The organism is Legionella drancourtii LLAP12 (genome assembly GCF_000162755.2).
In the GTDB taxonomy this organism is placed as follows: Bacteria; Pseudomonadota; Gammaproteobacteria; order Legionellales; family Legionellaceae; genus Legionella; species Legionella drancourtii.
On sequence record NZ_JH413793.1, the window covers coordinates 72,449 to 85,648 of the forward strand.

Genomic DNA, 13,200 nt, shown 5'->3' on the forward strand with positions numbered 1-13,200 from the left:
GCAACACACCTACATACGCCCCCATAAATAATGCACTATAATAAATCTAAAATGTGTGCATTTAGGTTGTATCCCATGCAAGATGAAGTTTTAAGTGGATTAGATGACGATATTTGGTCCCAAGAGACTGTAAATGCTGTTATTGCGGCAAAAGCTGAGAAAAGAGCAACAAAAGGGTTAACATTAAATTGTTATTCATTAGATGTCGGCGCACGCGAAGACGAAAATGAAAAATTTAATGAAGAACATATTAATGCTTTTGCGGATTCAATCTATGAACGAGCACAAACATTAGCAGACGGCGAAATATTCCGTTTTCAAGTTGCAGTTAAAGTAAATAACGTTCATTGGACGGCTGTTGATATGGAAGTATCCAACAACAGTGTTAAAGCGCTAAATCTGGATGCTATGGGCGATGAATCAGGGATTAGTGCTGCAGAAGCGATGTTTCATCAACTAGCAGATAAATATCCAAACTCAAACGATGCAGCTGCTGCGGATAACTTTAAATTCACCTGGCTCAAACTTAAAATCATCGATGGCACCTATGATAAGACCCAAGGGATCCAATACGACAATAACAGCTGCTCTCGTTTTACCTTGGATCATTTATTTCATTTAGCCAATATTGATACCTTTCGCGCATTAAATGCCGATCAGGCGTTTAGAAAATATAACATCATTGAGCAAGACAGAAAACATAGAATTGTTCAGTCATTTGATTCAAGTACGATGCCAAAAGAATTTTCCTTTTTATACCGCGATACACAATCTAAAACTTCATTTGCTTCTTTACCGGATAACATAAAACAACAAGTAGTTAATAAAAAAGGACAAACGCTTGCCCAATCTGAAGCAGCACATACACAAACTATTCAAATTAAGGGTGAAGGCAAATTAAATAACCAAGCCATCTACAATAAAAAAGCAGGTTTTGCAGTCGATGCAAGAGCTCTGGCAACAGCAACAGATCATCAAGCATTGCTAGACAATAGAGACCTACTTAATGCGCTTGATAATAATACCTTTTTACAAGGGCATAACTTTTGTAAACAGAGCATAACCCGAAATTTGATCGATGAAGCAAAAACAATCAAATCAGCAAAATCCATTGGTTCACTTTCTGATATCTATCATCATTTTCGCGATACTCTTAGCATTTATCGCGCTGAAAAAAAATTAGCCTCGAATAACGAAGAAGACGCTTTAGCTCATCTCGCTAAATTAAAAAGCACCACTCCAATACATAAAGAGCAACTTGCTCAAGCGAAAGAAAATTTCAATAAACAAAATGAGAAACAAGGGAATACAGAAGAACGAGATGACATGGCAAGAAGACTTTAATATACACTTCAAGCCAAAAACAACAATATTTTTAGTTAGGAGTTAATTGCTTATGTTATTTAAAATAGCAGAAAGATCCGCCCATAAGACAGCAAATAAAATTTTTGGGACAGGTTCATTATTAAGCCCATCAGGAATAGCAAAAGCAGCTTTCTGTCGATTTTTTTGGTGCATCAATGAGTCAAGTAGTCCTCCCCGCACAAAAACTATCTACTGATGAAAATTTTCTCCAGGATACAGTAACCCAAGAAGAGTATTTTGCAATAAAAGTTGCTAATAATGATTTACTCGAGCAAGAATTACATACACTCGAATGTTTTGATGGTGCATCCTTAGAAACAATGGAATTAACCCATAAAGAACAATTAGATAAAGCTAAATCAGAACAACAATATGTCATTTATCTCTGCGGTAACGGTATGTGCATGCAAGACTTATATGAGGAAATATATAAGCTGAGTCTTTCAACACAACGTAATTTTGTAGCCTTTAACTTGAAAAATGTCATCAGAAGTCGTGGAACAATACATCATGAACTGGATTTAATTAATGATGTTATTTCACAAATAGAACGTTTACGCGATCAAGGCGTTGACCCTAAAAATATTTGCTTGGTCGGACATTCTTTTGGTGCAGCATTTGCAACCTTAACCAGTTATATTTACCTTAAAGAAGGAACGCCAATAAAAATATTTAATGGCCGTTCGTTCTCAAATTTTGCCAGTATGGCCTACCTTCACGAAAAAAATAGTGGCAGTAGTGAATTAAAAGCTCAATTAAAGAAAAGGCTTTTATTATTTTCAAATTTCGAAATCGAGGTAGCAAAGTATTATGATCTGATCCCTGATGAATATAAAGACTACATTACTATTGAAGAACTCCCTATTGAAGGAGATAAAAAAAGTGTTCCCGATGGCATTATTCCACCGGAGGTTTCTTTACGTCATGAAATTCAAGACAAAGCATCAACCCATTTAGTACGCTCTACAAATATGTTTGGTATGGGACATAACGATCCCTTGTATACACTTGAATGTCATGATGATGGTCAAACAGCCGATGAACGATGTCGTGCCTTTATTTTAAAATAACAGAGACTGAATTAGCCCAAGTATTCACAGCAATACCAGAGAGCGTGACCTCACTTAATTTGAGCAACAATAGCCTTCAAAAATTTTCGGAAAATCTCTAATGCATAAGTCGTTTATTTTGTGGATTCATTAGAGTCTGTGCAGGATTAATAGAGCTAAGTGAAATATTTTGCACGCCAACAAGATCAAAAACAAAACAAACAAACCAAAATAAACCCAAACAAGAGATTTCTTGCAAAATATTCCTAGTTTATATGAATGATCACTATGAATAATTTCAGAACACTAATCTATACTGAAAATGTGAGCCGTCACAATTTAATCCGCAAAGGATGCGATATAGGCTACATCAAAAGGAGTTTGTTATGAAATTTAAGTATTTAGTTACCTCCCTAATCCTATTACCACTTTACGCATTTAGCTACCCGAAGGATGAATTTAACTCCATGACCTTGGCACCAAAAATTGAAAACCAAAACACCCATACAGCAACCTACTCAAATGAATCAAAAGGCTATGCACAGATTAAATCATTTAACCGCAGTATTGAGTACCCAACCCAGATTATTCGCATGGAAAGTAATATAGAAAATCAACAAATAACCTGTGCCGCAGTCCATGAACAAATCAATAAAACCTTGGTAGAAAATATTGCTAATGAACAATTCACCTATGCAATTTACATTAGCTGTCACTATGATCCAGAAACTTTTCTAGCGACACAATTCACCATTAATAGCTATTTCGATCCGGTGAATGATGAAGCCATTACGTTTTTAAAAAACTATCTTAGCGAATACAATGGTTCCACATTATTGGGAACTAAATTTAAAATTGAATCCGCCAAGGGATTAATTATTTCATTAAGTATGGCGGCAGGAATGAGAAAAAATCCGACGAAACCTCCGTTTATCGAATACCGCAGGGATCGCAGCAATTTTTATTTTAAGAGCAATTATGAAATGAGGAGTAAATTATTTGCCGATATTTATCAAAATTTCTATTCGAATAATCCAGCCCAAGTTCTTCCGTTCTTGAATAAATGGGTATTTTCCCATGCAGACTCCATGTATAAAGCCATACTAAGAGATTCAAATTATGCCGAATTACAACCAGAACGAATTTTTCTTATGGAAAATGGCGAGGAACTATTCGTATCCGGTTTAAAACAGTATTTTATGCACCACTGTGACAAATATGAAAATCATCGTTGCTTAAACCCCACCTAAAGACTACTCAAATAAAAATATATTGATTATTAATTAACACACATAGTTCATTACATTATTGGAGCATATTGCCTATATATTGACATTCTTATCACGGTAAAATAATCCGAAAAATACACTCAATGAGCCGTGACTTGTTCACGGACTCCGGCGATGATATAAGATTTCTGGATCCTGAAAACAGGTAACAGAATCCAGGAGTAAAGAGAGGTAATTTATTTTATTATCTACCCTAATTTATCCCAACTCAGGACCAAATACAGAGGATTGGCGTTTTGCTTTTACCTCACCGCGCTCCTCGGCTACAGCCTTATCATTAACGATCTTAGTCACACAGGCATCAGACCAAACATTCAAAGCAGTTTCCAACATATCAATTAACCCATAGAAAGGTAAAATAACCCCCATCAATACGATAGGAACATTCATGCTGGATAAAAGACTAATGCTTAAGAAAAAACACCCCATTGGCACACCTGCATTACCAATCGCGGCAACGGTTGCCACTAAAATCCACAAGCCCATTGTCGCTAAAGAAATAGGCATACCATGATTTTGCATCAGATAAATCACCGTTGCAAAAATAAATGCGGCACAACCATTCATATTAATACTGGTGCATAAAGGCAAAACAAAGCGGCTTACTGCGGGTTTCACTTGTAAATTATTTTCTATCGTATTCATTGTAACCGGTAAGGTTCCTACAGAAGACTTAGAAAAAAATGCAACCGATAAAGCAGGAAGCATGGCATGCATGGCCACAAAAGGTTTAATACCATTTTTCTTCAACCATAAAGGCAATACAATAAAGCCTTGAATTAAATTGGCAAGCACAATAATTAATAAATATTGCCCTATGCCTTTAATGTCCATCCCCGAACGCAGTTGCACTACAGTTGACGTAATAAAACCAAACAGTCCTAACGGAATTATTGTAATGATCCAACGCGTCATCACTAAAAACATGCCGTGCGCACCGCGGAAAAAACGCGTAATGGTTTGACGTGAATCTTCTTCAGGAATCTGACGTACAGCAATACCAATAATAATACTTAAAAATAATACCCCCATAACCTGTTGTTCCAGAAAGGGTGATAATAAATTAGTCGGAATGATATTTGCTAAATAGCCAAAATAACCCAGGCTATTGGTCGCTTGCACACTATGCGCATCGATATTCACTTGTACCGAACCAGGTTGAATCACCAGATACAATAAACAACTGATCGTGGCGGCAATAACGGTGGTGGAAAATGTATATTTAACGGTTCGTAGCCAAATCTTTTTCATTAAGCCATCGGTTGTATAGTTGGCTAAGGTGACAATAATGGATAAAGAAATAATTGGTAAGCTGATGCACTTAAATATTTTGATAAACAAATCAGAAAGAAGTAAACCAAGATCCTTTAAAAAAATAATATTGGACATACCGCTTATAATACCCAAACCAATCATCAAAGCATAAATTAAAGGGGTACTGAAGATGAGTTTGTTCTTTTGCTGATGCGCTGCACACATGACTAAAAATCCTTAAAATAAATTGGCAAAAATGATAAATAAGAAATTATTAGCAGCAACAACAAGAAAGTGACTTGGTATATGAATTAACTGAAGAATGTATCGGATGGCAAGAATTAAATAGCATAGAAACCTTATTCTGATTAAAATATGCACAACAAGAATTTATTTTAACATAGTTCTTCGGTTCGTCAATAGCTTATTTTATTCAATTTAATTAAAATCGAATATTTATGCTTAAAATATTAGGGTTTGTGGGCATTTCGCTAACTTGAACAAGGGCTTACCAATCATTCAATCAACTCAATGCAAGTAATTTGCTGCTTTAAGCGAATAACACGTCGATAAGCCTCTTCAATACGATGTGGATCAATTTTATGCTCAAGCACCAAGCATTCAATACGCTCAATAACCTCTGGTGCAGTAATCGTATCCAATTGATTGGCAAAAATTATCATGTCTGCGCCTGCATTAATCGTAAGACGCAGCGCTTCATCTAATGAATAATGATCCGCGATGGCTTGCATTTGCAGATCATCACTAATGATAATGCCATCATATCCCATCGTCTTACGTAACAACTCAGTTAATATTTCATGCGACAAAGTAGCGGGTAACCCTTGAGGATCTAAATGTTTATTGATCACATGGGCCGTCATAATCATTGTTGGCTGATAAACATCCTTTACTAATTGAGAGTAAGGAACTAATTCTGCACGCTGAAAAGTATCGGTTACATCAACAAAACCCTCATGCGTATCACCTAAAGCGCTACCATGCCCCGGAAAGTGTTTGTAACATGATGCGATACCATAACGACGAAATACATCAACAAATTGCCGCGCCATACGAATCACAGTTTCGGGATCATCGGAAAAACTACGATGCAAAGCCCCAATAATTCCTTGTTGATCGTACATATGCAAATCGACTACAGGCGCAAAATTAAGATTAAATCCTAACGCCTTGAGCGTTTCAGCCATTTCACCTAATTCAGCATTCAAGGCTTCGAGTGATAATCGCGTCATCTCATAAGCTGGCGTAGTAGTCATACTACCGGGCACATGAGTTAACCTATCAATTGCCCCACCTTCATAATCTAGAGCAATTAATAAAGGTAAAGCATGATTGTCTTCATCAAATAATTTCTCGGAATACTGGTTAAGCTGATGAATTAAATGTTTTATCTGTGCCTGATTTTTTAGATTCTTTCCGTATGTACCAGTAGATACGTCTTGATCAAATAATATAACGCCACCTAGTCCGTCTTGCGATAACCATTCGGCAACGGGGCTTCGCTCATGAAGCTCACTACCGGCGAAACCCATAATCAACATTTGACCAATTTTATTTCGTAAAGTAATCACTTTTTTGTTCCTTTACTGAGAGTAGGAAGAATAATACACAAAGATAAATACGAACGCCATGCAGGTTTTTATCAAGTCCAATCATTTATTCCAGTGTGAATCTGTTGATATTTCCAGGGTCTGTTGCCCCTTCCACTATCTTGGCCAAAATGAGTCGATATTTTCTGTGCTCCCATGCACACCTACTTAACGTATGCTCTGCTTTTATGCTCAAAAATTGACCTATTTGAGTTCAGTCTAGCGAAATAGCTCTTCCACATTTAAAGTTTTTTCGGTGGAATTTCAGGAATACTCGAAAAATCACACGCACAAGAACTTGTTGCTTCAGGAGTCATCGGCACTTCCGAAAAATCCGAAGGATAGCACACCGAAACATTCCACGCAGAATCCCCTTCCTTGACACCATTGGGTAAAGACCAATAATTTTTTGCCATATACACCTTCCCTTTTTCACTATCCCAAATGGATGGTGAAAATTGGGCACGATACATTAATTTTTGTCCATTTGTTTCACAAGGAAAAGTCACTCGCGTCCAAGATTTTCCTGCAGGCACCGTCACCGTCGCCAACACTTTTGCACTTAGAGCATCCATAACATCAACCGTAACATTATATTTAAGCCAGCAATTATCCTTTGCTAAGGTATAGTAACAAGTAATAGCCCAAAGTGGGCTTGAAAATAGCCAACTTACTGATAGAACAAGCAATTTACGCAACATGGTTCAATCCCTTTTAAATCATTAATGACCTACTTATAGTATACACGATATAAAACAGAAACTCCGTACGTAATAAAAACCTACACTCTGAACACGTAAAGGGTTGATTTTATTGGCTGACATGTATAAGCTTCCCCCATTGGAGAGGTGGCCGAGTGGCTGAAGGCGCACGCCTGGAAAGTGTGTATACGGCAACGTATCGAGGGTTCGAATCCCTCTCTCTCCGCCAAGATTAATATTCCCAGCTTATATGAACCAATTCATTTAGGGATAATGCGATGAAGAACTACTTTACGCGACTACAGATTGCCATAGGATTTTTATTATCATCTACTACCTATGCTAGCGGCCTATCCCCTAAACTCACGTCGCAAGACCAACCCTGGTCAATTACTGCCAGTGCAGGCAGCGGCAACTATCAAGTAAAAGCCAATGACAGAAACTCAGCCCTAGGCAGATTAGCCCTGGGAAATGAAATGTTACTTGCTGGAGACATTGCGTTAGGCTTGGAATTAGGACTGCAAACTGGTACTAAGATTTGCTTAAATATTCCCAAAGAGACCCTAAACTTCATCAAATGGTTCCCCGTTCAAACTACCCTTGCCCCCACGCTTGATTTATTAATTACGACCAAAACAGATCCCATTGGTAATAGTGCTTTTTTTGCCCAACTAAAGGGCGGGGTCGCTTACAGACACTGGAAAATTAAACGCATTCCAATTAATGAGATCTCACAGATAGCCGGTGAAATACAAGCAGGATTTGGCTATCCAATTACTGCTTTAGCTAATTTAAGCTTGTTATATCAAGGAATATATGGCAACACCCCTAATGTGCAAATCAGCCCTTATTCTAAAAAAGAAAATCTGGCCAATATCCCAACACTGCATGCCATATTAGTGGGGCTGTCTGTCAACCTATAAAAAATTGAGTAAGATAAGTTGAGTCATTTATGCCGTCTCGAAGTCACGTGCCAAGACGAACAAGGCTTCGAGACGGCGCTTATTCCTCCTCAGGCCGAACGGATCGAGGAGGAATAAGCGCTGTTCTGATTTCTTATCCGAAACTAACGTTCACTTAGTAGTAATGGGCTATGCTCCGACGTATCATGAACTTTTTATTCAAAAGATTCTAGAACTTTAAAAATCCCTTTTTCTTCTTATTTTCCTCTAACTAATACTATAATCTAACTAGATAGTTCTGTTTTTACACAACCGGAGTATTATTATGAGAGAGAAACATTTTGCCTATAAAATAACACGGGGCTCGTGTGGCTTTCTTTATCCACACTTTGAATTACAAAACGAAAAGATGGTGGATTTACTAAAAGAAATAAAAAAACAACATTATGATGGCTTATTCTGGGTATTTAAACAATTTGATAATCAACCCCAAGAACAACTTTGCATCATCGATTGCCCTAATAGTCGAATTTATTATCATTATTCTGGAGATGTCGAAGATCTAAATACGACCATATCCAAATTGACTCATTAATAGTAACAACCAAAGATAAACGATTATTTTTTACCACATAGTGCATTGTTATTTATTTTTGTTAAAATTTAGACCGAAAAGACTCTAGACAAATGCTTTTTTTTTAGTCACCATGCAACTCAAAAATAATATTCTCGGTGAGTCTCTATGAATTTTAAAAAAAATAAACAAGTCATTTTAAGTTTTATTCTCTTAAGTTTCTTACAATCAGTCTATGCCCTCACACCAAAATCGGTTACCAGTGACACAGAGATACAAGATGCTGTTTTAGTTCACATTAATGAATACAGACAACAACATGGTTTACCTAAACTAACCATGAATCAAAATCTAATTAGAGAAGCCAAACAACATTCAATCGACATGGCAACTCACAAAATACCTTTTGGTCATCAAAATTTTGCAAAACGTATTAGCCATGCACATGCACAAATTAAAAACTCCGGAGCTGGAGCGGAAAATGTTGCCTACAACTACAAAGACGCACGTACCGTAGTACAGCAATGGGTACTTAGTCCCGGACATAAACGAAATATAGTTGGGAATTATAATCTGACTGGTATAGGTATCGCCCGGGATAAACAAGGCAGAATATACTACACCCAACTGTTCCTTCGTACTGGAGAAAGTAAACAGCGTGTCACTGCAAAAAGACCTTTTTGGGGTGTTTCATTTAGAAGAAGTGCTTAATGGCTTATAGGCTGGGCTGTAATGCCCAGCCTATAAGCCACTAAGATAAGGAAATCTGTCATTCCCGCGCAGGCGGGAAACCATCCATGAATTGGCATTATAGCCAGTGAGGAATGGATCCCCGCCTACGCGGGGACAACAGGCTCTGAGAAATTTGAGCATAAAATCTTTAACTTAATAGCAGTGCCTACTACACTTTTAGTACTGTCTCGGACTGATGAAAGCAAAACCAAGCGATTTTTTATTAAATTAATCATAAACTTAACGACCATAGGCCTCATACCCCAACCCCACACAAAACCCAAAATCCCCGCTATAATTCTCATCATTACAAAATCTTTGCAATAAAACGCGAAAATCCAGTGGCATTAGCCCAAGGACTGACCTATTATAGAAGCATAGACGGTACACATTGTTCAGCCAACATCACGGCATTGGGAGCCAGATTGAGAGTGCGGTGTGCATGCTTAGCTTATACTAAGAAGCCTAAACCACTCCGGAGGAGTCCACATTAGTGAATAAGGACTGTACTCAATCTTACTGTCTATTCCAATTGCAAAATGAGGGCGTATTTATACGCCCTTTTTATTTTAAGAGATTCGTTAATCCAGGATATGTTGACCCTGGAAAAACAAAGCAAATTACTCTAAGATAAAAACTATTTAGGTAAAAAGGATTTACCATGATCATTGCAACCCTACTGGAAAAAGGCCGTGAAACACGCGTGGCAATTACGCCTAACTCAGCAAAAAATTATATAAAAGCTGGATTTGAAGTTCACATTGAAAAAAATGCGGGAGTCGCCGCAGGTTTCTCTGATAAAGAATATGAACATGTTGGTGTGCACATCAGCAATGATAGACAGAAACTTCTGACCGAAACAAACATCCTCCTATGCATTAATGAACCAGATCCTAAAGATTTGGGCGGTTTACCCCCGGGGGCTCTAATCATTGGCCATATAGAGAATGAACCACAAAGCAAGCTCATCATCTGGTGTAAAGAAAAACAAATTACCCTGCTCTCCATGAATCTTATCCCCAGAATCAGTCGCGCTCAAAGTATGGATAGTTTGTCATCACAAGCAAATCTGGCTGGCTATAGAGCCGTCCTCGAAGCAACGAACCAATACCACCGCGCCATTCCGATGATGATGACTGCCGCAGGCATGATTCAGCCCGCTAAAGTACTGATTTTAGGCGCTGGTGTTGCTGGTTTACAAGCAATTGCAACAGCGAAACGTCTTGGTGCCGTGGTTTATGCTTTCGACGTACGCCGTGCTGCCAAAGAGCAGGTAGAAAGTTTAGGCGCAGAATTTGTTGAAGTAAGCCAGGGACAAGATAGCGAAACAAAGGGCGGCTATGCTTCTGAAACAAGTGATGAATATAAAAAATTACAGGCTGAACTTATCGATCAATACGCCAAATTAGCCGACATTGTTATTTCTACCGCCTTAATTCCTGGACGAAAAGCCCCCATATTACTGCATAAAAAAACGATAGCACAAATGAAGCCAGGCTCTGTAGTCGTCGATCTGGCAACATCCCGCGGTGGAAACTGTGAGGTTAGCACGGTGGATGAAACCATAAAATATGGTGAAATTACCATCATCGGCTTAAGCAATATGGCAGGTTTGGTGCCAACAACTGCCAGTGAACTCTATGCTAATAATTTAGCACACCTGATCAACTTATTGGCGAGCACACCATCGGAGCTACAATTTAAACCCGAGGATGAAATTATCCAACAAGCGGTTTTGTGCCACCAAGGCCAATATTTACCGTTCCAGGAAACTAAGGAGAAACAAAATGCATGAGAACTATGTCACGATACTCACCATTTTCGTCTTGGCATGTTTTGTAGGATATTATGTGGTATGGAAAGTAACACCCGCACTGCATACCCCCTTAATGTCCGTAACTAATGCAATCTCCAGTATTATTGTTTTGGGTGCACTCATTGCGGCAGGGAGCCATGTAACCGGCAGTATCACCTGGCTAGGTGGTTTAGCAATATTTATAACCTCAATTAACATTTTTGGTGGTTTTGTTGTAACCCAACGGATGTTACGCATGTATAAAAAATAAGTACCTTGTCCACCATCGCAAGGTACAAAAAGAATACTGAGTAAATATTTCCCTCTTCTACAGTTCAATAAGAGGGATCCAAAATAAAAATATAGGATGGATTCTTATGACAAACCTGGTTCCCTTGTTTTATTTATTATCTGCGGTGTGTTTTATTCTAGCGCTAAAAGGCTTGGCCAGTCCGTCTAGTTCAAGAAGAGGAAATTTATTGGGGATTGCCGGGATGATTATCGCAGTAGGCTCGACCCTAATGATGCCAACCACTTATCATCACCTCTTGTTAATCAGCTTAATCATTGCTGGTGGTCTAATCGGTACCTTTATTGCGTTAAAAATTAATATGACGGCAATACCTCAATTAGTCGCCGCCTTCCATTCATTAGTGGGTATGGCTGCTGTCCTGGTTGCCTTTTGCGCCTACTTATCACCAGAGTCCTTCCACATTGGCACGCCTGGTGCTATTGCTAAGGCCAGTTTAATAGAAATGAGCTTAGGCTTAATTATTGGTGCCATTACTTTTTCAGGCTCAATCATTGCCTTTTTAAAACTGCAAGGAATTATGTCCGGTGTACCAATAAAGTTTGCTGGGCAAAATACAGTAAATCTGGTTATTGCCTTAACCATTCTTGGTGTCTTCATTTTATTTTTCATAAATCAGCCTCTAAGCCTCTTTTGTACTCTAGCGGCCTTGTCTTTTTTAATTGGCGTCTTGCTCATTATCCCTATTGGTGGCGCTGACATGCCCGTGGTTATTTCCATGCTCAACTCTTACTCAGGATGGGCTGCGGCTGGTATTGGTTTTACTCTAAGCAATGATTTACTGGTAATTACCGGGGCCTTAGTAGGTGCTAGTGGGGCGATTCTAAGTTACATCATGTGTGTTGGAATGAACCGCTCTATTTTTAACGTGATTTTTGGTGGTATACAAGCATCAGGAAGCAGTACACAAGCTCATGTCGGGGCTGAGTCGCGTTCAGTACGCCAAGGTAATGGTGAAGATGCCGCATTCCTTTTAAGTAATGCCAAAGATGTAATTATCGTTCCTGGGTATGGGATGGCGGTAGCACATGCTCAACATGCTGTAAAAGAGTTAGTCGATGCTTTAGAAAAACGATCCATAAAAGTGCGTTTTGCGATTCATCCTGTTGCTGGCCGTATGCCAGGACATATGAATGTATTGCTTGCAGAAGCCAACATTCCCTATGACCGAGTGTTTGAACAAAGTGAAATTAATCGTGACTTTGCAAGTTGTGACGTTGCCTTTGTTATTGGTGCCAATGACATTACAAATCCTGCAGCAAAAACCGATCCCAGCTCCCCTATTTACGGAATGCCAGTCTTAGAAGTTGAAAAAGCAAAAACCGTGCTTTTTGTGAAACGCAGTATGTCACCAGGATATGCCGGCGTCGAGAATGAGTTATTTTTCTATGACAATACCTACATGTTGTTTGGCGATGCAAAAACAATGACCGAATCGATTTCCAAGGCTCTTGAAGCCATGTAGCCATATAACCGACAAATAGCGCTATGCATGCTCAAAAAGGCATTCGTAGCGCGCTTTTATGCGTCGTTCAATTCCAAAATGAACCCAAAAGTAGCGTTCAGGGAAAAATAGCACCGCATACAGAGTGAATTAAAATTGACCGTTAATTTGCCAA

General features: G+C 38.6%; 12 protein-coding genes and 1 tRNA gene. 10 read left to right on the plus strand and 3 right to left on the minus strand.

Annotation, left to right across the window (positions count from 1 at the left end; genetic code table 11):
* The first annotated feature begins 75 nt into the window (after nucleotides 1-75).
* From LDG_RS00305 to LDG_RS00315, 3 genes are all read left to right on the plus strand, one after another.
* Entirely contained in the window at nucleotides 76-1,344 is a 1,269-nt protein-coding gene (locus LDG_RS00305; protein WP_006869060.1) for a hypothetical protein, read from the plus strand.
* 176 nt (nucleotides 1,345-1,520) lie between these two features.
* Entirely contained in the window at nucleotides 1,521-2,435 is a 915-nt protein-coding gene (locus LDG_RS00310; RefSeq protein ID WP_006869062.1) for a lipase family protein, read from the plus strand.
* A 365-nt stretch (nucleotides 2,436-2,800) separates the two neighbouring features.
* Nucleotides 2,801-3,664 (plus strand): Lpg0189 family type II secretion system effector, encoded by an 864-nt coding sequence (locus tag LDG_RS00315; protein ID WP_006869065.1) that lies wholly within the window; start codon nucleotides 2,801-2,803, stop codon nucleotides 3,662-3,664.
* A 237-nt stretch (nucleotides 3,665-3,901) separates the two neighbouring features.
* On the opposite strand, the gene LDG_RS00320 is transcribed toward LDG_RS00315, so the two are convergent.
* The 3 genes from LDG_RS00320 to LDG_RS00330 all read right to left on the minus strand — a co-directional run bounded on the left by LDG_RS00320 (nucleotide 3,902) and on the right by LDG_RS00330 (nucleotide 7,268).
* Nucleotides 3,902-5,182, minus strand: coding sequence for a dicarboxylate/amino acid:cation symporter (locus LDG_RS00320; RefSeq protein WP_006869066.1), 1,281 nt, complete (start codon nucleotides 5,180-5,182; stop codon nucleotides 3,902-3,904).
* A 290-nt stretch (nucleotides 5,183-5,472) separates the two neighbouring features.
* The gene (locus LDG_RS00325) at nucleotides 5,473-6,549 is read right to left on the minus strand and encodes a glycoside hydrolase family 3 N-terminal domain-containing protein (protein ID WP_006869067.1); all 1,077 of its coding nucleotides are present in this window, start codon (nucleotides 6,547-6,549) and stop codon (nucleotides 5,473-5,475) included.
* A 260-nt stretch (nucleotides 6,550-6,809) separates the two neighbouring features.
* Nucleotides 6,810-7,268, minus strand: a complete 459-nt coding sequence (locus LDG_RS00330) for a hypothetical protein (RefSeq protein ID WP_006869068.1) — start codon at nucleotides 7,266-7,268, stop codon at nucleotides 6,810-6,812.
* A gap of 141 nt (nucleotides 7,269-7,409) precedes the next feature.
* On the opposite strand from LDG_RS00330, the gene LDG_RS00335 reads away from it, so the two are divergent.
* The 7 genes from LDG_RS00335 (at nucleotide 7,410) to LDG_RS00370 (ending at nucleotide 13,046) form a co-directional block, all read left to right on the plus strand.
* Nucleotides 7,410-7,497 (plus strand) — tRNA-Ser (locus tag LDG_RS00335).
* A 49-nt stretch (nucleotides 7,498-7,546) separates the two neighbouring features.
* Nucleotides 7,547-8,191, plus strand: coding sequence for a hypothetical protein (locus tag LDG_RS00340; RefSeq protein WP_006869069.1), 645 nt, complete (start codon nucleotides 7,547-7,549; stop codon nucleotides 8,189-8,191).
* A 304-nt stretch (nucleotides 8,192-8,495) separates the two neighbouring features.
* Nucleotides 8,496-8,765 carry a hypothetical protein gene (locus LDG_RS00345; RefSeq protein WP_006869070.1) on the plus strand — a complete coding sequence of 90 codons (270 nt, stop codon included), beginning with the start codon at nucleotides 8,496-8,498 and terminating at the stop codon, nucleotides 8,763-8,765.
* 147 nt (nucleotides 8,766-8,912) lie between these two features.
* On the plus strand, nucleotides 8,913-9,455 hold the full coding sequence (locus LDG_RS00350; RefSeq protein ID WP_006869071.1) for a CAP domain-containing protein: 543 nt from the start codon (nucleotides 8,913-8,915) through the stop codon (nucleotides 9,453-9,455).
* Between the two features lie 682 nt (nucleotides 9,456-10,137).
* Entirely contained in the window at nucleotides 10,138-11,271 is a 1,134-nt protein-coding gene (locus LDG_RS00360; protein WP_006869072.1) for a Re/Si-specific NAD(P)(+) transhydrogenase subunit alpha, read from the plus strand.
* Nucleotides 11,264-11,542, plus strand: a complete 279-nt coding sequence (locus LDG_RS00365) for a proton-translocating transhydrogenase family protein (protein WP_040534046.1) — start codon at nucleotides 11,264-11,266, stop codon at nucleotides 11,540-11,542. Before LDG_RS00360 ends, LDG_RS00365 begins: the two co-directional genes overlap by 8 nt.
* A 106-nt stretch (nucleotides 11,543-11,648) precedes the next feature.
* Nucleotides 11,649-13,046: an NAD(P)(+) transhydrogenase (Re/Si-specific) subunit beta gene (locus LDG_RS00370; RefSeq protein ID WP_006869074.1), complete on the plus strand. Its 1,398-nt coding sequence runs from the start codon at nucleotides 11,649-11,651 to the stop codon at nucleotides 13,044-13,046.
* Nucleotides 13,047-13,200: the final 154 nt, after the last annotated feature.

Excerpts from the sequence above, each read along its gene's own strand:
- LDG_RS00370 (WP_006869074.1), top strand. The coding sequence starts at position 11,649 with ATGACAAACCTGGTTCCCTTGTTTTATTTATTATCTGCGGTGTGTTTT.
- LDG_RS00330 (WP_006869068.1), bottom strand. The coding sequence starts at position 7,268 with ATGTTGCGTAAATTGCTTGTTCTATCAGTAAGTTGGCTATTTTCAAGC.
- LDG_RS00320 (WP_006869066.1), bottom strand. The coding sequence starts at position 5,182 with ATGTGTGCAGCGCATCAGCAAAAGAACAAACTCATCTTCAGTACCCCT.
- LDG_RS00360 (WP_006869072.1), top strand. The coding sequence starts at position 10,138 with ATGATCATTGCAACCCTACTGGAAAAAGGCCGTGAAACACGCGTGGCA.
- LDG_RS00315 (WP_006869065.1), top strand. The coding sequence starts at position 2,801 with ATGAAATTTAAGTATTTAGTTACCTCCCTAATCCTATTACCACTTTAC.
- LDG_RS00365 (WP_040534046.1), top strand. The coding sequence starts at position 11,264 with ATGCATGAGAACTATGTCACGATACTCACCATTTTCGTCTTGGCATGT.
- LDG_RS00305 (WP_006869060.1), top strand. The coding sequence starts at position 76 with ATGCAAGATGAAGTTTTAAGTGGATTAGATGACGATATTTGGTCCCAA.
- LDG_RS00350 (WP_006869071.1), top strand. The coding sequence starts at position 8,913 with ATGAATTTTAAAAAAAATAAACAAGTCATTTTAAGTTTTATTCTCTTA.
- LDG_RS00345 (WP_006869070.1), top strand. The coding sequence starts at position 8,496 with ATGAGAGAGAAACATTTTGCCTATAAAATAACACGGGGCTCGTGTGGC.
- LDG_RS00310 (WP_006869062.1), top strand. The coding sequence starts at position 1,521 with ATGAGTCAAGTAGTCCTCCCCGCACAAAAACTATCTACTGATGAAAAT.
- LDG_RS00340 (WP_006869069.1), top strand. The coding sequence starts at position 7,547 with ATGAAGAACTACTTTACGCGACTACAGATTGCCATAGGATTTTTATTA.